Raw genomic sequence first — 23,795 nt, forward strand, 5'->3', positions numbered from 1 at the left:
AGCCACCCAATCCAGCGATTGCCCCCGACCGCACCCACCCCACACCCTCCCGGGCGGCCCCCACCCTTCCCGGGGGGCGTCCCCGATGCCAGTCTACCGGCTACCCGGCCGCCGCAACGGACAGCGCGGCCACCTGTGGACAACTCAGCCGAGTGTGGACGGCGACAGAAGACAGAACCCCAGGTCGCCGACGGCTCGGGCAAGCCGCCAGAAAGAAGTACACACGTCAGCGGGAAAGATGTGCGGGATCAGGTCGGACATCGCTCCCAGCACCGACATCCGGACTGCCGCCCAGAACCACCCAATCCAGCGATTGACACCAGCCACACCCGCCCACAAAATCCGGGCAGCCCCCACCCTCCCGGGGGGCGACCCCGGCACCAGTCTACCGCCTCAACGGGTGACCGAAGAAAAAGTCCGACCGCCTGTGGACAACTCCAGGCATTGAGCACAACCCAGAGGTCGCCATCGAGCAAGACCAGGGAACGGGCGCGGAGGAACGCGAACCGTTCGGGTGACCGGCGAGACACCCCGCACGCCCACTTCACCGGTGGTTTGGCACTGTGAACGGTGATGAACCAGAACTCTGAGGAGCACCGGCTGCGCCCGCGGCCGTTGGAGCGCCCGCCGGTGGATGCCGCGGCGGCGGCTGTGTTCAAGCGTCCAGCGGGGGTCGATGGGGCCTTCGAGCCGGTGGGCGCGGCGCGGCCCGCGTTGGTGTCCGCGGTGGCTCCGCCGACGCCGGAGGCGTTGACCAGCGCGTTCGGGCGACCGCGGGGTGAGACGGCGTTGCTGCAGCGGCCGCCGGGGCAGCAGCGGGTCGACGAGGGGGACGACCCGCTCTGGTCGGCGGACGGCGACCCGTGGCGTGATCCGGCGGCGGGCGCGGTGATCGGTCCTCCCGCGGTCGAGCGGGATGCGCCTGCCGACGACGAAGCCCCCACGCGGTCCGGGCCGATGTTGAGTCTCACCGATGTCCTGTTCGGGCGTCGGGTCAAGCCGTTGGCGCTCGCGGTCCTGGGTGTGGTCGCGCTGCTCGTCGGTGCTGTCGGCGGGGTTGTGGGGTGGGTGATCGCGCGCGGGGGTGACGCGTTGACGACCGACGTCAGCCTTGCCCAGGTCGACCCGGGCAAGGAGCGCCCGGCTGGGTCGGTGGCGGACATCGCGAAGCGGGTGCGGCCCGCCGTCGTGTCGATCGAGGTGAAGATCGACCAGGGTGGCGGCACCGGGTCCGGCGTGGTGATCGACGGCGGCGGCTACATCGTGACGAACTGGCACGTGGTGACCCTGGAGGGGCGCGCGGACCAGTCGGCGAAGATCACGGCGGTGTTCACCAACGGGGCGCGGGTCGAGGCGAAGCTGGTCGGGACCGACCCGAAAACGGACCTGGCGGTGATCAAGGTGCAGGTGGACCACCCGACCGTCATGCAGTTCGGCAATTCGGACAACTTGCAGGTCGGCGACACCGTGCTGGCCGTGGGGTCGCCGCTGGGCCTGGCCGACACGGTCACCGAGGGCATCGTCAGCGCGCTGCACCGGCCGGTGGTGGCCGGTGGCGACAACGGCGAGTCGCCGATCACCTACGACGCGATCCAGACCGACGCGGCGGTCAACCAGGGCAACTCGGGTGGACCGCTGGTCGACTCGACGGGCGCGCTGGTCGGCATCAACTCCGCGATCCGCAGCAGCGCGGGCAACACCGGCAGCGTCGGCCTCGGGTTCGCCATCCCGTCCAACGACGCCAAGCGGATCGCCGAGACGATCATCAAGAACGGGTCGGTCAAGCACGCCGACCTGGGCGCGAACGTCAAGTCCGTGTCCGCGGACACCGCCGAGGGCGCCCAGGTCGTGAACGTGACCGACGGCGGCGCGGCGAAGAAGGCGGGCATCGTCGAGGGCGACGTCATCCGCAAGGTCGGGGACCGGCAGGTCCGCAACGCCGCGGAGCTGACGGTGGCGGTGCGCCAGTACCAGCCGGGGCAGTCGGTCCCGGTGGTGCTGGCCAGGCAGGGACGTGAGCTGACGATTCAGGTGACCCTGCAGTCGGATTGAGCGGCTACTCTGGTGACAGAGGCGTAGTTCGGAGGTATCGAGGGTGTTCGAAAGCGTCGGCTGGTCCGAGATCCTCGTGCTCGGCGTCGCCGGTCTGTTCATCCTGGGCCCGGAGCGGCTGCCCGCCGCCGCGGCCTGGTTGGGGCGCAGCATCCGCAAGGTGCGGGAGTTCGCCACGGGGGCCCGCGAGCAGCTCAAGGGCGAACTCGGCACGGACTTCGACGAGCTGCGCAAACCGCTGCAGGACCTGCAGCAACTGCGCAACTTCGACCCGCGCCAGATCGTCGCCAAGCAACTGTTCGGCGGTGACGACACGAACGGCAGCACCAAACCCAACGGTTTCGCCGCCACCCAACCCGCCATCCCCCCGGCCCCCGCGCCGAAACCCGACCCGCCCAAGCTCAACCCCGGCGAGCGCCCCCCGATCGACCCGGACGCGACCTGATCCTGACGTTGTCACCGCGGCCGTCCCACCCACCGTGGGACGGCCGCGGTGCGTTTCACGTGGGTAGCCGGCCGCGATGTGTTCGATAGTGGACGAGACGGCCGCGGCGAGTTCGATAGTGGGCGGGATGGCCGCAGTGCGTTCGGCGGCGACGGGACGGCGCGGCGTGTTCCACGGTGGGCGAGACTGGCAGCAGTGTGTTCGATAGTGGGCAGGACGGCTGCGGCGAGTTCCACGGTGGGCGGGACGGCCGCGGTGCGTTCGGCGGCGGGACGGCCGCGGTGCGTTCGGCGGCGGGACGGCCGCGGTGCCTTCGGCGGCGGGACGGCCGCGGTGCCTTCCACGGGGGGTGGGACCACCGCGCGTTCCACAGTGGGCGGGACGCACGCGGTGCGTTCGACGATGAGTGGGGCGCCGCAGTGCGTTCCAGCCCCCCGCCCACCGACCGTCGAGTTATCCACACTCCCCCCGGCTACCCACAGCCCACAACGCCGCCCCCTGTCGATCTTCCCCGACCGGTAGACTGGCATCGGGGACGCCCCCCGGGAAGGGTGGGGGCCGGGCTGCGGGCGGCGGCTGGTTTTGGGGTTCGTGGTGGGGAAATTGATACTGGGTGTGGCGTGATTTCGGCCCAGTGGCACCAGACTGGCCGGAGTCGCTGTCGCGGTCTGGTGGAAGTCGGCGGCTTCGTTGCGGCTGGGGTCGGCGCAAGTTAGTCGCTGCTGTCCCGTGGTTGGTGGGACAGGTGTGGCGTTGGGGTCAGTCGATGAGTTTTTCGCAGAGTTCGCCGAAGTGGCGGAGTTGTTCGGGGGTGAGCAGGGCGACGAAGTGCCGGGACACGCCCGCCAGGTGGGTGCGGGCGGCGGTGCGCAGGACGTCCAGGCCCCGGTCGGTGAGGGTGGCGACCACCCCGCGGCCGTCGCCTGCGACGCGTTCCCTGGCGACCATCCCGGCGCGTTCGAGCCGGTCGACCAGGCGGGTCACGCCGGAGCGGGACAGCAGGACGGCGTCGGCGAGTTCGGCCATCCGGAGGCGGCGTTCGGGGGCCTCGGCGAGTTGGACGAGGACGTCGTAACCGCCGAGGGAGAGCCGTTGCTCGGCGACCAGCTCGGCTTCGAGCACCCGGGTGATGTGCGCGTGGGCACGCAGGAAGGCCCGCCACGCGTACAACTCTTCTCGGCTGGGCCGGGCGGATGCCTCCGGCACGGTCAAGATTCCTCCTCGCGGCGAAACAGGGTGGCAATGGTACGGAACCCCGCCGGGTCGCGCGCTCGGTGGTCTCGGGTCCGGTTCCCGGGACCGGGTCTACCCGCCCGTAGCATGGAGTGGTGAGCACCAGCGCAGAGGTTCCCGACGTCGAGGCCGTCCGCAAGGCGTTGGCCGGGGTGCAGGACCCGGAGATCCACCGACCGATCACCGACCTCGGCATGGTCAAGGACGTCGTCGTCCACCCGGACGGTCGCGTCCACGTCGCCGTGTACCTGACCGTCGCAGGCTGCCCCCTCCGCGACAAGATCACCCGTGACGTGACAGCAGCCGTATCCGCACTGCCAGGGGTCGAACGGGTCACCGTCGAACTCGACGTGATGAACGACGAGCAGCGCACCGCCCTCCGCAAGTCCCTGCGCGGCGACACAGAGGAACCCCGCATCCCCTTCGCCGAACCCGGTTCGCTGACCCGCGTGTACTGCGTCGCGTCGGGCAAGGGCGGTGTCGGCAAATCCAGCGTCACGGTCAACCTGGCCGTCGCGATGGCGGCGCGCGGCGTGAAGGTCGGCATCGTCGACGCCGACATCTACGGCCACTCGATCCCCCGCATGGTCGGCGCGACGGACAAGCCGACCAAGGTCGAGAAGATGATCCTGCCCCCGCAGGCCAACGGGGTGAAGGTCATCTCCATCGGCATGTTCACCCCCGGCAACACCCCCGTCGTGTGGCGCGGACCGATGCTGCACCGGGCCCTCCAGCAGTTCCTCGCCGACGTGTTCTGGGGCGACCTGGACGTGCTGCTGCTCGACCTGCCGCCCGGCACCGGCGACATCGCCATCTCCGTGGCCCAACTCATCCCCAACGCGGAGATCCTGGTCGTCACCACGCCCCAGCAGGCGGCGGCCGAGGTCGCCGAACGCGCGGGGGCGATCGCCCTGCAGACCCGGCAGCGCGTCGCGGGCGTCATCGAGAACATGTCCTGGTACGAGCTTCCCGACGGCTCCCGCACCGACCTGTTCGGCACCGGCGGCGGCCAGTCCGTCGCCGACTCGCTGTCCCGCGCCGTCGGTTCCGCCGTGCCGCTGCTCGGTCAGGTCCCCCTCGACCCCACCGTCCGCGAAGGCGGGGACGCCGGCCGCCCGGTCGTCCTCGGCAACCCGGAGTCGACGGCGGCCAAGGTCCTCACGGACATCGCCACCAAGCTGTCGATCCGCGCGCGCGGGCTCTCCGGCCGGATGCTGTCGGTATCACCCGCGGGCCGCTGACGCACGCCCACCAGCCTGACCCCGCCGGGATCTCGTGGAACGGCACCGCTGGTGCCTTCACTTACCGCTAGCCAGTTGTCCACAACGCACCGAGTTCTCCACAGGTCAACGGTCTCCCCCCTTGACAGGTCGCCGTTCGCGCTACCGTCAGGAATGGGCCCCCGGCCCCCGGGTGGGTGGGGTCCGGCTTGGGGCCTGGCGGAGATCAAGTCAAGGGCTGGACCGGGTGAAAGGCGGGCTGGCCGAAGGGCTGGACCGGGTGAAAGGGCGGACAGGCCGAAGGGCTGGACCGGGTGAAAGGACGGAGCCGGGCGAAAAGTGTCTGGGCGAAACTGTGTGATCGCCAAGGGGAATTGGGTGATCGCCAAGGGGTGGGCGTTGTCCTGAGCTGCTGGTGCGGGGGCCTGCGGTTGGCGGGCTCGGCAGGGGGCGCCGGGGTGGCGACGTGGGAAGGGCTAGCGGGCCGGGGGTGGGGTGGTGGCGCGCCAGCAGGATTGGACGTGGTCGTCGACCATGCCGGTGGCCTGCATGAGGGCGTAGCAGGTGGTGGGGCCGACGAAGGCGAAGCCGAGGCGTTTGAGGGTTTTGGCCATGGCCTTGGACTCCGGGGTGACGGCGGGGACGTCGGCCATGGTGGCGGGGCGGACGCGAGGGGCGTCGGGGGCGAACGACCAGAGGAGGTCGTCGAGGGGTTGGTCGAGGTCGGCGATGGCGCGGGCGTTGCGGATGGTGGCTTCGATCTTGGCTCGGTTGCGGACGATGCCCGCGTCGCCCATGAGGCGTTCGACGTCCGACTGGTCGAAGGCGGCGACCTTCTCGGGGATGAAACCGAGGAAGGCCGAGCGGAAGGCTTCGCGTTTGCGGAGGATCGTGATCCAGGACAGCCCGCTCTGGAAGGCTTCCAGGCTGACCCGTTCGTACATGGCGTTGGCGCCGCGGAGCGGGACGCCCCACTCGTTGTCGTGGTAGTCGGCGTAGTCGGGGGTGGAGTCGCCCCAGGCGCAGCGGGTCAGGGTCGGGTCCGTCATGCGGCGACCGTGGCGGCGAGGCGGCGGAGGGAGTGGCGCAGGCCAGCGCGGAAAGCGGGGCCGACGACGACCCACAGGAGGGCAGGCAGGTGCAGCCGCTCGTGCCACACGAAGGTGGATTCGGCGCCGCGGTCGACGACCTCGAAGACGCCGGTGCCGCGCACGACGCGACCGGTGTGCCGGACCGCGCACACGGTCGGCGGCCGCCATTCGGTGATCTCCATGTGGTCAGTGAACCCGATGCCACCGACACCGCTGAACGCGGCCAGCGTCGACCCCACCGAGCGCCCGTCGCCGCCGGTGACCCGGACGCGGGTGCCGAGCATCCAGTCGCCCTGCGCGGCCCAGTCGGTCACCGCGGCCCAGGTGCGTTCGGCGGGCGCGGCGATGTCGACCCGCTCAGCCAGTTCGATCATCGACCTTGGGGTTCTCCAGTTCGGCGACCCGGCCGCGCAGCTCGTCGACCTCGTCGCCGAGCCGCTTGAGCACCCAGTCGACCTCGGCCATCCGGTAGCCGCGGAAGACCAACTGGAAGCGGACCGACCGCACGTCGTCGCCGGTGACGTCGGCGGTGGGCAACCGGGTCGGCGACGCGCCCGGCGGCAGCGGCGGCAGCTCCTCGCCCCGGCCGAAGACCACGGACGCGAGCAGGAACACCACGGCCGCGACGAGCGCCATGACGACGAGGTAGATGAGCACGGTGGTCACCCGGCAGATGGTGTCACGCCGCGGCCGGTCAGCACAGCGCGCGGAGGAATTCACTTGCTCACCGCAGGCGGGGTGTAAACACTGCGTGAGCATGGTCGAGTACGCGATCCGCCGAGCCACCCCGGACGACTGGTCCGCCATCCGCTCGATCCGCCTGACGGCCCTGGCCGACGCCCCGTACGCGTTCGCGTCCAACCTCGCCGCGGAGCAGCCGCACCCCGAGTCGCGCTGGCGCGCGTGGCCCGCCGAGCACGCCGTGTTCCTGGCCTGGTCCGGTGATCGCCCGGTCGGGATCACCGTCGGCATCCCCGGCGACGAGGTCGACATGATCTCGGTGTGGACGGACCCCGGGTTCCGCGGCACCGGCCTGGCCACCGACCTCGTCGAGACCCTGGTGACCTGGGCCGGGTCGCGCTCCGCCACCGCCGTCACCGCCTGGGTCGTCGGCGACAACCCACGCGCCCGCCGCTTCTACGCCCGTCTCGGCTTCACCTTGACCGGCAAGGAGATGCCGTGGCCCAACGACCCGTCGATCACCGAGTACCACCTGTCCCGCCCGCTCTAGGCTTCCTCGGCGGCATCACGATCCGCGCGTCGATGCCGTTCTGCCTGCAGAGGCCGAGCAGTTGGGTGCCGTCGTAGAGCTGGATGGGTTTGCCGTTGGCGAACTCGTAGGTGCCGGGGCCAAAACCGCTGGTGGTGACCAGGATTCCCATGGTCGCCCCGCACAAGCTCGGTGTCGAGACCGAGGCACTCGAACAGGTTCGGCATGCGCGGCCGCGATCTTCTCGTCCGGCCGTGCACCGAGCAGCCTGCGGATGTCCCCGGGCTGTCGAGGCTCGGTCGCACGTCGCGGTCGAGGGTGGTGCGCGGTATGCCGCCGAGTTCAGACATCCGGGCGGCCACGGCAGCGGTCCGCACGGCGGCCTCGCCCCTTTCTGGCGGATCTCCGCCTCCGTCCAGCGCGTGCTGGAACTGCTGCGCCTCCCACCGCCTGCGCCTTGGCGTACGCAGCCCATTCCGACCCCTTGACGACCCGTGCCCGCCCGAGCACCCAAGGTAGCGGAGGTGGGTGACACTCAGTCGAGGATCGCGGCCATGGGTGGGCGGTCGGCGACCAGGACGTCGGTGCGGTCGGGTAGCCATTCGCCGCTGACCTGGACGAACTGGGTGAACGGGCTGGCGGCGGCGGGGATGCCGCAGCGGGTGAGGGCGGTGCCGAGGATTTGGCGGGCCATGACGCCGAGTTGCAGCAGGGAGCGGTTGCGGTGCTTGCGGACGCCGAGGTTGACCTGGGCGAGTCCGCTGAGGCCGTACCGGCTGTGCGCGTCAAGGAGGAGGCCGATCTCGACGCCGTAGCCCGCGGCGAAGGGGACGGCGGTGAGGAATTCCCTGGTCGCGGCGTACTCGCCCCCCAGGGGCTGGATGATGTCGGACAGGTCTGGTCGCAGAGCGGACAGCAGGGGGCGCGCCAGCAGTTCTGTCACGCGGCCGCCGCCGGTGCCCGCTTCCTCGGTTTCGAGCCGCAGCGGACGTCGGTAGAAGCCCTTGACCAGGTGCACACCGTGCGCGGTCAGCAGCGGTCCGAGCAGGTGCGGCACGAACGCCGGGTCGGGGTCGACGAGGTCGGAGTCCAGGAAGACGACCAGGTCGCCGGTCGTGGCGGCGAGTGAGCGCCACAGGACCTCGCCCTTCCCTGGGCGGGGGGCGACGTCGGGGAGGATGGCGTCGCGGTGGGCCACGCGGGCGCCCGCCGCCTCGGCGACGGCGCGGGTCCGGTCGGTCGACCCCGAGTCGACGACCAGCAACTCGTCGACCAGGGACCCGAGCAGCGGCCGGACCGACGCGACGACGGCGCCGACCGTGGACTCCTCGTCCAACGCGGGCAGGACGACGCTGACCGTGCGGTCGCCCTTGGCGCGCACCAGTTGCGACACCGTCCACTCCGGACTTTGCCAGGTGGTCCGGTCGAGTCCGCTCACGCGAGCGCCCTGGTCACGCGCGCGGGTGGCCGCGTCCCGGCGATGCTGGCGACCATGTCGACCACGTGCCGCGTCTGCGCGACCTGGTGGGCGCGGAACACTTTCGCCCCAGCCCACGCCGATACGGCCGTCGCGGCGAGGGTGCCGTCGACCCGTTCGTCCAAGGTGGCGTCCAGGCTCTCGCCGACGAAGTCCTTGTTGGACAAGGCCATCAGCACGGGCCAACCCGTGGCGACCAGTTCGTCCAACCGGCGCAACAACTCGAGGCCGTGCCAGGTGTTCTTACCGAAGTCGTGCGTCGGGTCGATGAGCACACCCTCACGCGGTACGCCCAACGAGACCATCCGCTCGGCACGGGCCACGAGCTCGTCGACGACTTCGTGCACCACGTCGAGATAGCGCACGCGGTGCGGATCCGTGCGCGGCGCGGCGCCACCGGTGTGCGAGCAAACGATGCCGACGCCGAACTCGGCGGCCACCTCGGCCAACCGGGGATCGGCGCCCGCCCACGTGTCGTTGATCAGGTCGGCGCCCTCCGCGCACACCGCCCGCCCGACCTCGTGCCGCCACGTGTCGACGCTGATCACCAGGCCGGGGTGGCGCTCGCGCACGGCGGCGACGAACGGCACGACCCGCCGCGCCTCCTCCGCCGCGTCGACCGTCTCCCCGTGCGACCCGGCCCGCACCCCGCCGATGTCGACGATGTCCGCGCCCGCCGCCACCGCCCGGTCCACCGCCGCCAACGCCGCGGGCTCGGCGAACGTGGCCCCCCGGTCGTAAAACGAGTCCCTGGTCCGGTTGACGATCGCCATCACCAGGGCGCGGTCCTGCGGGACGTCGCGCGCGCCGAACCGGATCACGGTCATGGTTCCCGATGGTGCCATGCGTGAGCGGCGTCTCCACCGCGCGGTAGCCCCCACGGCGGCCGACTACAGTGGGAACGACCGAGGAGGCCCATCCGTGTTCTATCGCACGCTGCGCGTCGTGCTCTCGTTCCTGGCCAGGATGTTCCTGCGCCCCGTCGTCGAGGGCGCCAACCTGGTGCCCGCCAAGGGCCCGGTGATCCTGGCCATCAACCACCTCGCCGTCATCGACAGCTTCGTGGTCCCGATGATGGTCCCCCGCCGCGTCTCCTTCCTGGCGAAAGCCGAGTACTTCGCGGGCGGCACCCCCCGCGAACGCCTGGTCGGCGTCCTCTTCCGCGCCCTCGGCGCCATCCCCGTCGAACGCGACAACAGCCGCGCCGCACTGGCGTCCTTGGAAGTCGCGGGCGCCGTCCTGGACGCGGGCGAGGCCTTCGCCATCCACCCCGAAGGCACCCGCTCACTCGACGGCCGCCTCCACCGCGGACGCACGGGAGTCGCCCAACTCGCGCTGGAACACAACGCGCCGGTGGTACCGGTGGCGCTGATCGGGACGGACAAGGTGCAACCAGCGGGCAAGAAGTGGCCCCGACCGCACCGGATCACCGTCCGGTTCGGCACCCCCCTGGACTTCTCCCGCTACGACGGAATGGCCAACTCCCTCCCCATCCGCCGCGCGGTCACCGACGAGATCATGTACGCCATCCTGGAACTCAGCGGCCAAGAATACGTCGACTCCTACCACAAACGCCCCAGCGAAGCCGCCTGACCCGACCCTCCCCCACCCGAGTGAACCCTCCCCCAACCGCTTGACACCGCCACCCCCCAGCACACACGGGCGGCCCCCACCCTCCCGGGGGCAGCCCTCGATGCCAGTCTACCGGGGGTGGGGGAGGGAAAAGGGGGCTGGTCAAGGGCTGTGGATAGCTGGGTGGGTTGTGGATAACTGGGGTGCGGGGCGGTACTTGGTCGGGAGGGGCTGAGGGCTTGTTGGGGTAGCCGGTTGAGGTGCCAGAACAGGCGGGCGGGGCGGCGTTGTGTGAGAGGCGTAGCGGTGCCGTGGGTGGCTGGTTGCCTGGCGGCAACCTCGCTTGCAGGTGTGTGCTTGTCGCCTTCGGCGACGCCGCTGGGTTGCGCCAGATAAAACGTGAGTGCCCGCTGGGGTGAAGTTGTTTTGTTTGGGGCCCCTGACAGCAGCCTGGGGCAAGGCTAAAGGCGGGGCCACTGGAAAGCGTGGCCTTACCCGCCAGTCAGCTTAAGGCTGCCGTCCCCCAAACAAAACAACTTCACCCCAGCGGGCGGTTGGGATCGGCGGGTTTCGAGGCGCGCGGCGCGGGAGTGGCGCTTCGTCGAAGGGGCGTGGGGTTCGAAGCGCGCGGTGTAAGGGTGGCGCTTCGCCGCTATGGGGTGGGGGTCGTGGGGCGGGGTTCAAGTTGGTGGGGGTTACGGGGCGCAGGCGGTGAGGGCGTCGTGGGGGGTGTGGGTTATTACGAGGGCGTCCAGGGCTGTTTGGGAGACGAATCCGCGGGTGTGGAGGTCTTTTACCCAGGTGAGCATGCCGGACCAGTGGTCGTCCGGGTCTAGGAGGACTACTGGTTTGTTGTGCATTCCGAGGTATCGGGAGGTCCATACTTCGAACAGTTCCTCGCACGTTCCCAAGCCGCCCGGTAGGGCCAGGAAGGCGTCTGCTCTCTCGTCCATTTCGCGTTTTCGTTCGCGCATGGTGTCGACGACTATCAACTCGGTGGCGGTTGGGTCGGCTCGTTCGAGGTTGATGAGGGGGCGTGGGATCACGCCGATGGTGGGGGCGCCCGCCTGGCGGGCGGCGTCGGCGACGGCGCCCATCATGGCGGCGGTGGAGCCGCCCCAGACGAGGGTCCAGCCGCGGGTGGCCAGGCCGGTGCCGACCTCGGTGGCGAGGTCGAGGTAGGACTGGGGGACGGTGGGGTGGGAGCCGCAGTAGACGGCCACTGCGTGGGTCAATGCGCGTCGCTCCAGGCCTGGTAGGCCTTTTCGACGACCTCGACGGCCTCGTCGACGTCGTCGGTGAGGTGGAGGAGGGCCATGTCCTTCTCGCTGATCTTGCCGCCGTCGAGGACGGCGGCGCGGAGCCAGTCGTAGAGGCCGCCCCAGTAGGACTTGCCGAACAGGACCACCGGGAACTTGGTGACCTTCTTGGTCTGCACCAGGGTGAGCGCCTCGAACAGCTCGTCGAGGGTGCCGAAGCCACCGGGGAGGCAGATGAAGGCCTGGGAGTACTTGATGAACATGGTCTTGCGGGCGAAGAAGTACCGGAAGTTGACGCCCAGGTCGACCCACGGGTTGAGGCCCTGTTCGAAGGGGAGCTCGATGCCGAGTCCGATCGAGAACCCGCCCGCCTCGGACGCGCCGCGGTTGACGGCTTCCATCGCGCCGGGGCCACCGCCGGTGATGGCGGCGAAACCCGCCGCGGCCAGGGCGGCGCCGATGTCGCGGCCGAGCTGGTACTCGGGGTCGTCCTGCTTGGTGCGGGCGGAGCCGAAGACGGTGACGGCGCGCGGGACCTCGGCGAGGGCGCCGAAACCCTCGACGAACTCGGCCTGGATGCGCAGGACCCGCCACGGGTCGGTGTGCACCCAGTCCGAGGGGCCGCGCGAGTCGAGCAGCCGCTGATCGGTGGTGGTGGGCTCGTCGCTGCGGCCGCGGCGCAGGGTTACCGGGCCGCGCTGCCGTTCCCGGGGGTGCAGGTCGCCGCGCGAGTCGCTGCCCAGGTCCTGGGGTCCGTCGATGGTCACGCGGGCGAGTCTAGGGCGATCTCGTTGCGCCCGTTGGGGATGGGCGCTAACGGCTGACGAACTGGCGGAGGACGCGGGCGCAGTGGGTGATCTGTTCGACCGGGACGTTCTCCTGCTGGGTGTGCGCGAGCGTCGGGTCGCCGGGGCCGAAGTTGACGGCGGGGATGCCGAGCGCGGCGAACCGGGCGACGTCGGTCCAGCCGAGCTTGGCGATCGGCGTGGCGCCGGTGGCGGCGACGAGTTCCCGGGCGGCGGGGGCGGTGAGGCCGGGCAGCGCGCCGGGGGCGGAGTCGACGACGTCGATGTCGTACCCGGCGAACACCTCCCGCAGGTGGGCCTCGGCCTGTTCGGGGCCGCGGTCGGGCGCGAACCGGTGGTTGATCCGCAGTTCGGCCGCGTCCGGGACGACGTTGCCCGCGACGCCGCCCTCGATGTGGACGGCCTGCAGCCCTTCGCGGTAGGTGCAGCCGTCGATCTCGACGACGCGGGTCTCGTACGCGGCGAGGGTGGCCAGGGCGGCGCCGATGGCGTGGATCGCGTTGACGCCCATCCAGCCGCGGGCGACGTGCGCGCGGGTGCCCTTGGTGCGCAGGCGGATGCGCATTGTGCCCTGGCAGCCCGCCTCGATGCCCCCGTTGGACGGCTCGCAGACGACGGCAAGGTCGCCGTCCATCCAGTCGCGGTACTCGCGTTCGACCCGGTTGAGCCCGTTGCGCTCGGCCTCGACCTCTTCGCAGTCGTAGAACAAGAAGGTCAGGTCGTGCTTGGGGTCGGTGACGGCGGCGGCGAGGTGCAGCATCACCGCGACGCCGCCCTTCATGTCGACGCTGCCCAGGCCGTGTAGCACGCCGTCGACCAGACGGGGCGGCAGATTGTTGTTCACCGGCACCGTGTCGATATGACCGGCGAAGACCACGCGCGACGGGCGGCCCAGGTTGGTGCGGGCCAGCACGGTGTTCCCGGTGCGGACGACCTCCAGGTGCAGGGCCTGGGCACGCAGGGCGCGTTCGACGGCGTCGGCGAGCGCGGCCTCGTCACCGGACACGCTGGGGGCCTCGACGACGGCGAAGGTCAGGTCGACGGGGTCGGCGGTGAGATCCAACTCAACGGTCACGGCCCAGCACGCTACCCGGCGCGGGATTGGCTACCGTGTCCGGTGTGAGCAGTGCGGAAGCGACTGAGACCAAGGGCGCCCACGGCGTCGGCCTGGCCACGGTGACCGGTGACGGCACGGTCCTGGACACCTGGTTCCCCAGCCCGAGGCTGGGGTCGACCGGCGAGCCGGGCACCGTCCGGCTCAGCACCGAGGAGGCCACCGCCGAGTTGGGCGCGGGGGTCGCAGCGCTGCTCGGACCGGACTCGCTGCGCGGCGTCGAGGTGGTCGCGGTGCGCACCGCGGTCGACGACCTGGAGCGCCCGCCCGCCGACGCGCACGATGTGTACCTGCGGCTGCACCTGCTGTCGAGCAGGCTGGTCCGCCCGCACGGGCAGAACCTGGACGGGATCTTCGGCCTGCTGGCCAACGTGGTGTGGACGAACTTCGGCCCGTGCCCGGTGGAGGGGTTCGAGGCGACCCGGTTGCGGCTGCGCGGTCGCGGTCAGGTGACCGTCTACGGGGTGGACAAGTTCCCGCGGATGGTCGACTACGTGGTGCCCGCCGGGGTGCGGGTCGCCGAGGCGGACCGGGTGCGGCTGGGCGCGCACCTGGCGACCGGGACCACGGTGATGCACGAGGGTTTCGTCAACTTCAACGCGGGCACGCTCGGCGCGTCCATGGTGGAGGGTCGCATCTCGGCCGGGGTCGTGGTCGGCGACGGTTCGGACGTCGGCGGCGGCGCGTCGATCATGGGGACGCTGTCCGGTGGCGGCAAGGAGGTCATCGGCATCGGCGAGCGGTGCCTGCTGGGCGCGAACGCGGGCATCGGGATCTCGCTGGGTGACGACTGCGTCGTCGAGGCCGGCCTGTACGTGACCGCGGGGACGAAGGTGCGGCTCTCGGACGGGACACTGGTGAAGGCGCGCGAACTGTCCGGCGAGTCGGGTCTGCTGTTCCGGCGCAACTCGACGACCGGGGCCGTGGAGGTCGTGTCGCGGGACGGTCGCGGTATCGAGTTGAACTCGGCGTTGCACGCCAACGACTGACTTCGGTGAACTGGGGCTGAACACCGGGCGAATACCATGTCCCGTGTGACAGCACTCGGCGAGCAGATCAGAACCCGCCTGCGGGCCCAGTCGGCGGAGTTGACCGCCCGCACCGAAGGGGCCCGCGAAGGCACCGACCCCGAACACGTCCACCAGATGCGGGTGGCCGTGCGACGGGCGCGGGCGGCGTTGAAGGCCGGGCTGCCGCTGCCCGACCTGGACGCGGAACTGAAGTGGCTCGGGGCCTCCCTGGGCGCGGTCCGGGACCTGGACGTGCAGTTGGACAGCCTGCGCGCCCAAGCCGTCGGGTTCTCCGCGGAGGAGCGGGAAGCCGTCGAACAGCTCCTGCAGGGCCTGGTGGTCCGCCGGTGGGCGGCCCGGCGGACGATGCGGAAGGCTTTACGCGGCCGCCGGTACAACCGGCTGCTGGACGCGCTCGGCGCCGCCGCCGAGTCGACCGTCGTGGTCGAGCCGGACGAAGAACCACCGGCCCTGGTCAGCGTGATCCGCAAGCCGCACCGGAAGCTGATGGCCGCCGCGGCGGCCCTGGGCGAGGACCCGCCGGACGACGACCTGCACGCCCTGCGCATCCACGGCAAACGCCTGCGCTACGCCGCCGAGATGGCCGAGCCCGTTGCCCGCAAACGGATCCGTGCCCTGGTCGCGGTCACCAAGGAGTTCCAGGACATCCTCGGCGACCACCAGGACGCCGTCATCGCCGAGGACACCATCCGCGGCCTGCTCGCCGACTTCACGGCCGATGTCCCGGTGCCCGTCGTGTTCGTCGCCGGTCGCCTGGTGGAACGCGAGCGGGCCCGCAAGGCCCAGTGCCGGGCCACTTGGCATGCCGCCCTAGTCGACGTCGACCGCTGCGCGGGAGCTCTGCTGGACTGACCCCGCCGGACTGCCCCATGCCGGCCGCCCCCTGCTGGACTGATCCATGCCGGGCCAGCCCCTGCTGGACTGGTCCTGCCGGATCGGTCCTATTCGGCTGCTCCCTGCCGGACAGATTCCCGCAGGGCCAGTTCTGCCGGGCCGACCCCCGCCGGACCAACCCTGCTGGACCGCCCCTGCCGGGCCGACCCCTGCTGGACTGCCCCCGCCGTACCGACCCTGCCGGACCCACCCCGGCCGTGCCGACCTTGCCGTACCGACCTTGCAGGGCTGGCCCCGTCGGGCTGGCCTTGCCGGACCAACCCCGCCGTACCGACCCTGCCGGGCTACCCCCACCGGACCGACCCGTCGGGCTGGCTCTGCTCTGCCCTGCCGGGACCGACCCCGCCGGACCAACCCTGCCGGGCTGATCTCGCCGTACCGACCTTGCAGGGCTGGCCCCGTCGGGCTGGCCCTGCTGGGCTGGCCCTGCTGGACTGGCCCTGCTGGACTGGCCCGAGTGGTCGGCCACCCACATTCCCCGCACTTGTCCACAGCCAACCCCGCCACCTCCCGTTGATCTTGCCCCGCCGGTAGACTGGCATCGGGGACGCCCCCCGGGAAGGGTGGGGGCCGCCCGGGGGTGGTTTGTGCTGGCGGGATGGGGCAGCCCGAGGTGGGTTTGTGCTGGTGGGGTGGGGATTTTGAGTGGGTGTGGGGGTTGGTGATGTCGTGGGCTGTGGTGCGGGGGGCTCGGGTGATGGTGGTGGTTTCTGTCGGGCGGGGGGTGCTGGTGGCGGGGTAACCCGTGGGGTGTGGGGGCCGGTGCGTGGTCGAGGGTGGTTGTCGTGGGTCGGTGGGTGGAGGTGGTCGGTTCTGGGTGTGCCGGTGGCTGCGGGGCGGTTCGGCGGGCTGGGGTTGAGGCGGCAATGGGGGTGGTTGGTCGCTCAGTCCGCGCCGGGCTGAGCGACCAACCAAGGGGGCGGGCTATCCCCGGTCGGCCAGGGGGGCGGCTTCCCAGACGGCGACGGTGTCGGGTGGGGTGTGGGTGCCCGCGCCGCCGACCTGGAGGGCGGGTGGGACTAGTTGGGTGTCGAGGACCCGGGTGGCGTGGGCGACGGTGCGCCTGCCGTCGCGTTCGACCGCGGTGACGCGTTGGACGTCGGTGCGCGGCCAGGGGACCGGGGGGATGCCGGGGTTCATGCCGTCGCAGATCATGGCGTAGCCGTCCTCGCGGGCGGTGATGCCGAACGCCGGGTCGAGGGACATGCCGCAGGACGTGACCAGGTGGATGTCGATCTCGGGCTGGTCCGGTACCAGGTTCTCCATGGTGCGCAGCAAGCCGAGGTTGGCGTTCGTCCCGGCGTAGGCGGCGATGTGCTCCAGGCAGACCTCCAGGCCGAACACCAGCGGCCGGCCGTCCGGGCCGTGCTTGCCGTGCACGGCGAAGGTGTGCCACCGCCAGAACTCGGCGCCGCGGAAGCTGAGCCGGAACATCGGGTTGAGCGCGGCGTCCCACTGGGTGCGGTCGACGCCGATCGCGTAGTCGATGGTGGACATCAGCGCCTTCTGGTTGGTCGTGGCGGCGCCGACGGTGGCCAGGGCGGTGGGGTTGGCGTTGGCGGCGCGCTCGGCCGGGGTGAGCGCGGTGTCCGGTCCGCCGTTGACGACCGCGGTCGTGTTGAAGTAGCTGGGGTCGTCCTGGGTTCCCTTGTGCCAGAACATGGTTCCCGGGATGACGATCCAGTCGGCGAACCGGTCGGCGGCGAAGAACGGCTTGAGGACCTCCTCGATGAGGCCGGGGAGCAGCGCCTCGCCGTTCGGGTAGCTGTCGCCGAGCGCGGTGGCCGGTTGGGACGGTCCGCCGTAGCGGAAGTAGAACTCGGGGGCCACGAACACCTTCAGGGTGTCCGCGTCGCCGAGCTGGAAGGCGCCCGCGGCCCAGTCGGCGACCCCGCAGAGGGTCTCGCCGCGGACCTTGAGGTCCTCGCGGAACCGGTTGGGCTCGTCGCCGGTGAGGACCGGGGTGGGGGTCGAGGTGACCGACCCGTAGCTGATGAGCTGGATGTTGCGGTAGTTCGGCACGGCATCTCCTTGTCCGGGCTGGTTCGCTGGCACGGCGGGGCGCGGGGTGCGGACCGCGCCCCGCCGTCTCACCGGGGCGCGGCCTCAGACCGCGCTCGCGCTGACCTGCCAGACGTTGCTGGAGCTGAGGGTGGCGGTCATGGCGAAGGTGCCGTCGTAGGGCACCTCGGCCTCGTTGGTGATCTGCTCGATGTCCAGGACCTGCCCGGCGGTGAAGGTGCCCGCGGTGATCCAGTACTCCGGGTGCGGGGTGAACACGAGGTTGGTGTTCGGCTGGGCCTGCACGGCGAAGGTGCCCGCGTTGGACATCCCGATGCCGACGGTGGCGGTGTTGGCCGGGATGCCGCTGAGCTCGCGCACGTAGAGCGAGCCGAGCTGCGGGGTGCCGACGGCCGGTCCGGGCACGAAGGTGAACGCGCCGCGGCGGTAGTCGAACTGGACCTGGTTGTTGGTGAGGCTGTCCGGGTCGGCGCCGATGGTCTGCTGCGCCCGGAAGGTGACGCCCGGCTGCAGGGACCCGGTCTGCGCCCACACGAAGCTGTAGTCCAGCGCCCAGGTGAAGGTGACGGTGGTGCCCGGCCACGCGGGCGCGGTCAACCAGGCCAGCGACAGCGCGTTGGGCACGCCGAGGTCAACCGGCTTCTGGTAGACACAAAGGTCCTGGTACTGGGTCGAATTATTCGTGACGGTGAGCGAGTACTGAGTGGACATGCGAAATACTCCCAACAGGAATGGGTGGAATGACGCTGAAGTGACCCCGTCCCCGAAAGCCGTCCCCGGTGTTCCCGGTTTTCGAAGACCGGATTAGTACAGCACCGTTTCCGCGAATGCGTCAATGATTCCGGGATCGCCCGATAGGGCGTGACCTTGGCATACGGAAAGTCAGCACAGTTGATGCCGGGCAATGAGAATCGCCACCCGACGATGGTGACGAAAGTGTGCGAATACTGCGGCAGGCCAATTGTCGCGGTCACCGCGGGTAGACCGCGCCGTTACTGCACGGCGGCGTGCCGCCAGCGCGCGTACCGCAGCCGGGCGCTCGCCGCGGACGCGCGGGAGCGGATCGAACTGGGTCAACTGGCGCTTCAGTTGCGGGACAACGCCGATCGGCTGCTGTTGCTGGCGCAGGGGTGGCAGCCGCCGGACGGCGCCGACCCGGTCGACTCCGTGCTTACCGACACCGTTCGGCTGGCGACCGAGTTGGCCGCCCGCGGACATGTTCTTCGTAGTGACGAAGGCGGTCACGAAACGCCCGCACCGAGATCACCCGAGTAGGCTAGTGACACGAGCGACCATTGTCGGAAACGCGAATCAACCTTAGCTAAGGCGGTTTACCGCTGCCTCGACGCGTTCATCGGTGGCGGTGAGGGCGATGCGGACGTGCTCCGCGCCCGCAGGCCCGTAGAAGGTCCCGGAGGACACCAGGATTCCGCGCCCCGCCAACCAGGCGACAGTGTCCCAGGCCGGTTCACCGCGGGTGGACCACAGGTAGAGGCCCGCCTCGGAGTGGTCGACCCGGAACCCGGCGCGCTCCAGCGCCGGGCGCAGCAGCGCGCGGCGGGCGGCGAACCTGGCCTTCTGCGCGGCGACGTGGGTGTCGTCGGACAGCGCCGCGGTCATCGCGGCCTGCACCGGCCGGGGCACGATCAACCCGGCGTGCTTGCGGACCTCCAGCAGCCCGCGCACCAGCGCCGGGTCGCCGGTGACGAAGCCCGCGCGGTACCCGGCGAGGCTGGAGGTCTTGGACAGCGAGTGCACCCCGAGGATCCCGGTCAGGTCTCCGCCGCTGACCGACGGGTGCAGTACCGAGACCGGCTCGGTCTCCCACCCCAACGCCAGGTAGCACTCGTCGGAGACGACGATGGTGCCGCGTTCCCGCGCCCAGTCGACGACCTTGCGCAGGTGCTCGACCGGCAGCACGCGCCCCGTCGGGTTGGACGGGGAGTTCAGCCAGATCATCGACGGCGCGGCGGGCCCGAGCGCGGTCAGGCCGTCGGCCCTGGTGTGCTCGGCGCCCGCGAGCCGCGCGCCGACCTCGTAGGTCGGGTACGCCAGTTCCGGGATCACCACCGACCGCGCGCCGAGCAGTGTCGGCAGCCACGCGACCAGTTCCTTCGAGCCGATCGTCGGCAGCACGGCGTCCGGGTCGAGCCCGGTCACCCCGTGCCTGCGGGCCAGCGCGGCGACGGCGGCCTCGCGCAACTCCGGGATGCCGTGCGTGGTCGGGTAGCCGGGCAGCTCGGCCGCCGTGCCCAGGGCGGCCTGGACCAGCGGCGGCACCGGGTCGACCGGGGTGCCCATGGAGAGGTCGACCACGCCGTCCGGGTGCGTCCTGGCCCGAGCGGCGTGGTCGGCGAGGACGTCCCAGGGGAAGTCCGGCAACTCGGGGAACCGCGCGGCGGGGGTCACTCGCCCCGCGCGTCGAGGGCCTTGACCCAATCCGGGTCGGCGCTGACCTTGCCGGTCTTCGACGCGCCGCCGGGCGAACCCAGCTCGCTGAAGAAGTCGGCGTTGGCCTTCGTGTACGTCGACCACTGGTCGGGGACGTCGTCCTCGTAGTAGATGGCCTCCACCGGGCACACCGGCTCGCAGGCACCGCAGTCCACGCACTCGTCGGGGTGGATGTAGAGCATCCGGTCGCCCTCGTAGATGCAGTCGACCGGGCACTCCTCGATGCACGCCTTGTCGAGGATGTCGACGCAGGGCTCGGCGATCACGTAGGTCACTGCGCTCTCCTGCTCCTTCATGGTGTTGCGCGCGCACTCGGGAGGATGCGCGACAGTCGACAGTATCCAACGGGACGATTGGTCACACGCACCCGGTGCTGCATAGGTCACATACCCTCGTCCGGTGCACCCCCACCTCGACAAAGCCTGCGCCGACGCCTGGCAGGCCCAACACACGCGACCGCTGGGCTCCTGGCGTTTGCGCGCGTCCGGGGGCTACACGGGCAGAGCTAACAGCGCGTGGGTGAACGGCGACCCAGGTGTACCGGTCGCGGAGGCGTTGTCGCAGGTGGAGGGGTTCGCGGCGGCGCACGGAATCCGGCCGTACGCACAGGTTGTAGTCGGCTCCCGTTGGGAGGCGGAGCTGGCGCGTGCAGGGTGGGCGGTCAACCTCGCCCACCCCAGGGGCGCCGAGTCCGCCGTGATGCACAACTCCCCCGGCCACGGCGCCCCAACCGCCGAAGTTGCCGATTCACCATCCACCGAGTGGTGGACCGTGGCGCTGGGGGCGGCCCCCTCCCCGGCCGCCCACCATGTGGTCACCACCGGCTCCCGCGTCGGTTTCGCCTCCGCCCACCGCGACGGGGTCTTGGTCGGCACCGCCCGAGGCTGCGTCGTGGACGACTGGCTGCACCTCTCGATGGTCGAGGTCCTCCCCACCCACCGACGCCAGGGCATCGCCCTGGAGCTCCTGTCCGCCCTCGACCACTGGGCCCGCGGCGTCCGGGGCCGCGTGCTCCAGGTCGCGGTCCACAACTCGCCCGCCTTGACCCTCTACACCCACCAGGGCTACCGCGAATCCCACCGCTACCGCTATTGGATGCCGACCTGAGCAGCCCCCGAATCCAGCCTACCCACCCCCGCTGACATTCCCCACCCCTCACGCCCTCGGTATGGACAACTCCCCTTTATGTGGACCACATGCCCACAACCTGCCCGCCGCCATTCTCAATGTCCGCCCGCGACCCGTCGCTGCGGCGTGTAAACAACCCGCCCCCAACAAATCGCGCGATCACCCGGGCTTTGTGGATGATCTACCCCCAATGAGCCGCAGGCTCATCTCGCACGTTGTGGATTACTCACCCCACAGGATGCCGGGCTGGCCCGGACTTCGCGGATGGCTTATCCCACCAGGTCATCGGTTCAAATCCCTGCCTCGTGGATTGTTCATCCCCACAGGATGCTGGGCCGGCTTGACCTTGTGGATGGCTTACCCCGATGCGGCCGTCGGCCGGTCGCACACGTTGTGGATGACTCATCCACATTGCGTTGTGGACAGCGCACATGTTGGTGTGCACAAGTTGCCCACATCTGCGATGACAGTTCGGACGGGGGTGGGGAGCGGCAACGGGTCGGTTGTGGGCATGTGGTCCACACAACTCGGCGACAGGTCGCGGGGCGGGAGTTGAGAATGCGGCGGGTCGGTTGTGGGCACGTGGTCCACATAAAGGGGAGTTGTCCACACCGAGGGCGTGAGGGGTGGGGAATGTCGGTGGGGGTGGGTAGGCTGGATTCGGGGGCTGCTCAGGTTAGGGGGTGTCGAGCCATTTGCGGCCCTTTTTGACGGCGCGCTTGAGGGCGCTGCGTTCGCCGAGGTAGTCGCCTGCGGCGCCGAGGATGGGGAGTTTGCCGAGGGCGCGGTGGTAGATGCGGCCCTGGGGGCGTTTGTCGAGTTCGTCGCCGAGGGCGAAGAGGGTGCGGCCGAAGCGCCAGAGGGTTTTGGCGGCGGCTTTGGGGGTGATGCCGCCGTGTGCGGCGCGGGACTCGTCGAGGTCGGTGGTCATGTCGGCGGTGGCGGCGTCTTCGGCGGCGCGGGTGTCCGCGGTGCCGGCGGCGACCTCGGGGGTGATGTCGCGGGCGAACAGGACGTGGGCGATGAGGCGGACCCGGGTCGCCGGGTCGTCGGCGCCGTGTTCGGCGGCGATGGCGGACAGGACGAGGCCCTGTCCGGCGGTGGCGAGGGTGTCCTGGATGGGCAGGCGGTCGGCGAGGGCGCCGCCGATGCCGGGGATCGAGGCCATCAGCACGGTGAAGCGGCCGACGCGGTTGACCCACCATGTGTCGCGGTCGTCGACGGACATGTTGTGCCAGGCGGTGGTGCCCGGGATGAGCAGGCTCTCCAGGCCCTTGACCTCGGTCTGGTCGGCGCCCGCGAGGTCCGGGTCGCGGTCGGTCGAGCGGCCGAGCACGCGGCGGACCAACCCGAGCGGGTCGGATTCGCGGAGGGCGTCGAGGAGGGGGGTGGTGGCGCGGACGAACGGGCGGAGCACCAGCACCACGTGCCGGTCGGTGATCAGTTCAGCCAAAGGGGACTCCCGGTGCGATCGCCGACGATCATCTCACTTCGGGCGGGAGTCCGGGGATGAACCGACTGATCGGGCCAGCACGTCACCGATCTTGACGGTGGCGGGGAAGGCGCCCGCGGCCAACAGCAGCAGGGTCCGCCAGTCGGGGATGATCACCGAGTCGCCGCCGGGAGCCACGACGACGAAAACGAAGAACGTCGCCAGCCACGCGTACAGCGGCCCGCCCGCGAACGCGGCCCGCGGCCGAATGCGCCCGGCCCGGACCACCAGCCACGGCAATGTCAGCCCGGCCACGACAACCGTGATCGGAAACGGAAGTTCCGCGATGTCCGGCAGCACCCGGCCATCCAGTCGGAGCGGCAGGAAGAACAGTTCGAAAATCCCGAGCACCACGCTGGCAGCCAACAACCCCGCGTAGCGGAAGCGCTCGCCAACAGTCACCGGTCCGCGCCCGCGTGTTCGACCGGGGCGAGACCGCCGAACACATCCGACTCGACCGCGTCGGAAGAAGCTCCCCCGGCCAACACGTAATACTCGTGCTCCACCACCGGCTGGGCGATGTTGTTCGACAGCGAATACGCGTGCGTCCCGTCCTGCCCCTGCCACACGCTCACCTGCGTCGCGTGGGCACGCAACGCGCGCAGTTTGGCGGGCAAGTGGTCCCCGATGAACACCGAGGTCGTGATCGAGGAATCATCCACGACCGGCAATTCACCGGCCACCGGCAGGCGCCACGGAATCCCGTCGACATCGGCCAACCCGACAATCCCATCGGCGATGGCGGAAGAAGACGCGACTGTGTAGTACAACCGGGTCACCTCGGGAACCCTGGCGACCGCCGCCACCGTGATCTCGTGCGCCCGGATGTGATCCGGGTGCCCATATCCGCCGTCCGGCCCGTAGGTCACGACGACCTGTGGCCGGACTTCCCGCAGGATCTCGGTCAGCGCCGAGACCTGCGGTTCCCGGTCACCGAAAGCGAAAGCACGTGGATGCCGGTTCGCGGCCACCCCGGCCATCCCGGAGTCCCGCCAGCGGCCCATCCCGCCGAGGTACCGGTGGTCGGACACGCCGAGGGACGCGCACGCGGACCGGAGCTCACCGACCCGGTACCCGCCGAGCTGGTCGGCCTCCCCGGCCGCGAGCCGGGCCAGCGACGCCGGGATGATCTCGCCCTCCTCGCCGAGGGTGCAGGTGACCAGGGTGACCTGGACCCCGGCGGCGGCGTAGCGGGCGATCGTGCCGCCGGTGCACAGGCTCTCGTCGTCCGGGTGGGCGTGGACGAGCAGCAGTCGGGGTGGCGCTGTCAGCATCGGGTTCAGCCTAGGGGCGTGTAG

At 70.6% G+C, this 23,795-nt stretch carries 26 protein-coding genes; 9 read left to right on the forward strand and 17 right to left on the reverse strand.

What is annotated here, in order from left to right; all coding sequences use genetic code 11:
* The first annotated feature begins 573 nt into the window (after positions 1-573).
* Positions 574-2,052, forward strand: coding sequence for a S1C family serine protease (locus tag H504_RS0107975; protein WP_026422349.1), 1,479 nt, complete (start codon positions 574-576; stop codon positions 2,050-2,052).
* A 43-nt stretch (positions 2,053-2,095) separates the two neighbouring features.
* Positions 2,096-2,497, forward strand: a complete 402-nt coding sequence (tatB, locus tag H504_RS0107980) for a Sec-independent protein translocase protein TatB (protein WP_026422350.1) — start codon at positions 2,096-2,098, stop codon at positions 2,495-2,497.
* Between the two features lie 759 nt (positions 2,498-3,256).
* On the opposite strand, the gene H504_RS0107985 is transcribed toward tatB, so the two are convergent.
* Positions 3,257-3,709: a MarR family winged helix-turn-helix transcriptional regulator gene (locus H504_RS0107985; protein WP_026422351.1), complete on the reverse strand. Its 453-nt coding sequence runs from the start codon at positions 3,707-3,709 to the stop codon at positions 3,257-3,259.
* Positions 3,710-3,825: 116 nt separating this feature from the next.
* Between H504_RS0107985 and H504_RS0107990 the strand changes: the two genes are divergently transcribed.
* Complete coding sequence (locus H504_RS0107990) at positions 3,826-4,971, forward strand: Mrp/NBP35 family ATP-binding protein (protein ID WP_026422352.1); 1,146 nt, start codon at positions 3,826-3,828, stop codon at positions 4,969-4,971.
* Between the two features lie 455 nt (positions 4,972-5,426).
* Here H504_RS0107990 and H504_RS0107995 read toward each other — a convergent pair whose 3' ends face one another.
* Genes H504_RS0107995 through H504_RS0108005 form a run of 3 tightly spaced genes read right to left on the reverse strand, consistent with a single transcriptional unit; the run spans position 5,427 to position 6,707 of the window.
* On the reverse strand, positions 5,427-5,999 hold the full coding sequence (locus H504_RS0107995; protein WP_026422353.1) for a DNA-3-methyladenine glycosylase I: 573 nt from the start codon (positions 5,997-5,999) through the stop codon (positions 5,427-5,429).
* Complete coding sequence (locus tag H504_RS0108000; protein WP_026422354.1) at positions 5,996-6,415, reverse strand: SRPBCC family protein; 420 nt, start codon at positions 6,413-6,415, stop codon at positions 5,996-5,998. Before H504_RS0108000 ends, H504_RS0107995 begins: the two co-directional genes overlap by 4 nt.
* Positions 6,399-6,707, reverse strand: a complete 309-nt coding sequence (locus tag H504_RS0108005; RefSeq protein WP_026422355.1) for a DivIVA domain-containing protein — start codon at positions 6,705-6,707, stop codon at positions 6,399-6,401. The genes H504_RS0108000 and H504_RS0108005 overlap by 17 nt, the downstream gene beginning before the upstream one ends.
* 91 nt (positions 6,708-6,798) lie before the next feature.
* On the opposite strand from H504_RS0108005, the gene H504_RS33900 reads away from it, so the two are divergent.
* Positions 6,799-7,272: a GNAT family N-acetyltransferase gene (locus tag H504_RS33900; RefSeq protein WP_245614122.1), complete on the forward strand. Its 474-nt coding sequence runs from the start codon at positions 6,799-6,801 to the stop codon at positions 7,270-7,272.
* Here the strand turns inward: H504_RS33900 and H504_RS42915 are convergent.
* The 3 genes from H504_RS42915 to folP all read right to left on the reverse strand — a co-directional run bounded on the left by H504_RS42915 (position 7,241) and on the right by folP (position 9,555).
* Entirely contained in the window at positions 7,241-7,423 is a 183-nt protein-coding gene (locus H504_RS42915; RefSeq protein WP_026422356.1) for a restriction endonuclease, read from the reverse strand. The genes H504_RS33900 and H504_RS42915 overlap by 32 nt on opposite strands.
* Before the next feature lie 363 nt (positions 7,424-7,786).
* Positions 7,787-8,689 (reverse strand): glucosyl-3-phosphoglycerate synthase, encoded by a 903-nt coding sequence (locus tag H504_RS0108020; RefSeq protein ID WP_026422357.1) that lies wholly within the window; start codon positions 8,687-8,689, stop codon positions 7,787-7,789.
* Entirely contained in the window at positions 8,686-9,555 is an 870-nt protein-coding gene (gene folP / locus H504_RS0108025; protein ID WP_026422358.1) for a dihydropteroate synthase, read from the reverse strand. Before folP ends, H504_RS0108020 begins: the two co-directional genes overlap by 4 nt.
* 94 nt (positions 9,556-9,649) lie before the next feature.
* On the opposite strand from folP, the gene H504_RS0108030 reads away from it, so the two are divergent.
* Positions 9,650-10,321, forward strand: a complete 672-nt coding sequence (locus tag H504_RS0108030) for a lysophospholipid acyltransferase family protein (protein WP_026422359.1) — start codon at positions 9,650-9,652, stop codon at positions 10,319-10,321.
* A gap of 674 nt (positions 10,322-10,995) precedes the next feature.
* On the opposite strand, the gene H504_RS0108035 is transcribed toward H504_RS0108030, so the two are convergent.
* Genes H504_RS0108035 through dapE form a run of 3 tightly spaced genes read right to left on the reverse strand, consistent with a single transcriptional unit; the run spans position 10,996 to position 13,440 of the window.
* Positions 10,996-11,535 carry an LOG family protein gene (locus H504_RS0108035; RefSeq protein WP_035303615.1) on the reverse strand — a complete coding sequence of 180 codons (540 nt, stop codon included), beginning with the start codon at positions 11,533-11,535 and terminating at the stop codon, positions 10,996-10,998.
* Positions 11,532-12,326 carry an LOG family protein gene (locus H504_RS0108040; protein ID WP_084467474.1) on the reverse strand — a complete coding sequence of 265 codons (795 nt, stop codon included), beginning with the start codon at positions 12,324-12,326 and terminating at the stop codon, positions 11,532-11,534. The genes H504_RS0108035 and H504_RS0108040 overlap by 4 nt, the downstream gene beginning before the upstream one ends.
* Before the next feature lie 46 nt (positions 12,327-12,372).
* Positions 12,373-13,440 carry a succinyl-diaminopimelate desuccinylase gene (gene dapE, locus H504_RS0108045; RefSeq protein ID WP_026422361.1) on the reverse strand — a complete coding sequence of 356 codons (1,068 nt, stop codon included), beginning with the start codon at positions 13,438-13,440 and terminating at the stop codon, positions 12,373-12,375.
* A gap of 44 nt (positions 13,441-13,484) precedes the next feature.
* Here dapE and dapD point away from each other — a divergent pair, with 44 nt between their 5' ends.
* Together dapD and H504_RS33905 are read left to right on the forward strand one after the other, a co-directional pair.
* On the forward strand, positions 13,485-14,468 hold the full coding sequence (dapD, locus tag H504_RS0108050; RefSeq protein WP_026422362.1) for a 2,3,4,5-tetrahydropyridine-2,6-dicarboxylate N-succinyltransferase: 984 nt from the start codon (positions 13,485-13,487) through the stop codon (positions 14,466-14,468).
* Between the two features lie 45 nt (positions 14,469-14,513).
* Positions 14,514-15,362 (forward strand): CHAD domain-containing protein, encoded by an 849-nt coding sequence (locus H504_RS33905; RefSeq protein ID WP_169735354.1) that lies wholly within the window; start codon positions 14,514-14,516, stop codon positions 15,360-15,362.
* A 966-nt stretch (positions 15,363-16,328) separates the two neighbouring features.
* Here H504_RS33905 and H504_RS0108070 read toward each other — a convergent pair.
* Positions 16,329-17,426 (reverse strand): hypothetical protein, encoded by a 1,098-nt coding sequence (locus H504_RS0108070; protein ID WP_026422363.1) that lies wholly within the window; start codon positions 17,424-17,426, stop codon positions 16,329-16,331.
* Positions 17,427-17,510: 84 nt separating this feature from the next.
* Positions 17,511-18,137, reverse strand: a complete 627-nt coding sequence (locus H504_RS0108075) for a hypothetical protein (protein ID WP_026422364.1) — start codon at positions 18,135-18,137, stop codon at positions 17,511-17,513.
* Between the two features lie 225 nt (positions 18,138-18,362).
* Here H504_RS0108075 and H504_RS33910 point away from each other — a divergent pair, with 225 nt between their 5' ends.
* Entirely contained in the window at positions 18,363-18,701 is a 339-nt protein-coding gene (locus H504_RS33910; protein ID WP_035303616.1) for a hypothetical protein, read from the forward strand.
* Between the two features lie 42 nt (positions 18,702-18,743).
* Here the strand turns inward: H504_RS33910 and dapC are convergent, their stop codons facing one another.
* Positions 18,744-19,835 (reverse strand): succinyldiaminopimelate transaminase, encoded by a 1,092-nt coding sequence (dapC, locus tag H504_RS0108085; RefSeq protein WP_026422365.1) that lies wholly within the window; start codon positions 19,833-19,835, stop codon positions 18,744-18,746.
* Positions 19,832-20,152 carry a ferredoxin gene (gene fdxA / locus H504_RS0108090; protein ID WP_026422366.1) on the reverse strand — a complete coding sequence of 107 codons (321 nt, stop codon included), beginning with the start codon at positions 20,150-20,152 and terminating at the stop codon, positions 19,832-19,834. Before fdxA ends, dapC begins: the two co-directional genes overlap by 4 nt.
* A 124-nt stretch (positions 20,153-20,276) precedes the next feature.
* Here fdxA and H504_RS0108095 point away from each other — a divergent pair, with 124 nt between their 5' ends.
* The gene (locus H504_RS0108095) at positions 20,277-20,984 is read left to right on the forward strand and encodes a GNAT family N-acetyltransferase (protein WP_026422367.1); all 708 of its coding nucleotides are present in this window, start codon (positions 20,277-20,279) and stop codon (positions 20,982-20,984) included.
* Positions 20,985-21,681: 697 nt separating this feature from the next.
* Here the strand turns inward: H504_RS0108095 and H504_RS0108100 are convergent.
* From H504_RS0108100 to mshB, 3 genes are read right to left on the reverse strand one after another with little or no spacing between them, the layout of a single operon-like run.
* Positions 21,682-22,458, reverse strand: a complete 777-nt coding sequence (locus H504_RS0108100; protein ID WP_026422368.1) for a hypothetical protein — start codon at positions 22,456-22,458, stop codon at positions 21,682-21,684.
* Between the two features lie 33 nt (positions 22,459-22,491).
* Positions 22,492-22,899, reverse strand: coding sequence for a hypothetical protein (locus H504_RS0108105; protein ID WP_026422369.1), 408 nt, complete (start codon positions 22,897-22,899; stop codon positions 22,492-22,494).
* Entirely contained in the window at positions 22,896-23,771 is an 876-nt protein-coding gene (mshB, locus tag H504_RS0108110) for an N-acetyl-1-D-myo-inositol-2-amino-2-deoxy-alpha-D-glucopyranoside deacetylase (RefSeq protein WP_035303618.1), read from the reverse strand. Before mshB ends, H504_RS0108105 begins: the two co-directional genes overlap by 4 nt.
* Positions 23,772-23,795: the final 24 nt, after the last annotated feature.

This window comes from Actinokineospora inagensis DSM 44258 (genome assembly GCF_000482865.1).
Lineage (GTDB): Bacteria > Actinomycetota > Actinomycetes > Mycobacteriales > Pseudonocardiaceae > Actinokineospora > Actinokineospora inagensis.

Bases quoted from the DNA above. Each gene is read 5' to 3' on its own strand.
- H504_RS42915 (WP_026422356.1), bottom strand. From the start codon at position 7,423: ATGGGAATCCTGGTCACCACCAGCGGTTTTGGCCCCGGCACCTACGAG.
- H504_RS0107975 (WP_026422349.1), top strand. From the start codon at position 574: ATGAACCAGAACTCTGAGGAGCACCGGCTGCGCCCGCGGCCGTTGGAG.
- H504_RS0108075 (WP_026422364.1), bottom strand. From the start codon at position 18,137: ATGTCCACTCAGTACTCGCTCACCGTCACGAATAATTCGACCCAGTAC.
- mshB (WP_035303618.1), bottom strand. From the start codon at position 23,771: ATGCTGACAGCGCCACCCCGACTGCTGCTCGTCCACGCCCACCCGGAC.
- H504_RS0107995 (WP_026422353.1), bottom strand. From the start codon at position 5,999: ATGACGGACCCGACCCTGACCCGCTGCGCCTGGGGCGACTCCACCCCC.
- H504_RS0108000 (WP_026422354.1), bottom strand. From the start codon at position 6,415: ATGATCGAACTGGCTGAGCGGGTCGACATCGCCGCGCCCGCCGAACGC.
- H504_RS33900 (WP_245614122.1), top strand. From the start codon at position 6,799: ATGGTCGAGTACGCGATCCGCCGAGCCACCCCGGACGACTGGTCCGCC.
- folP (WP_026422358.1), bottom strand. From the start codon at position 9,555: ATGACCGTGATCCGGTTCGGCGCGCGCGACGTCCCGCAGGACCGCGCC.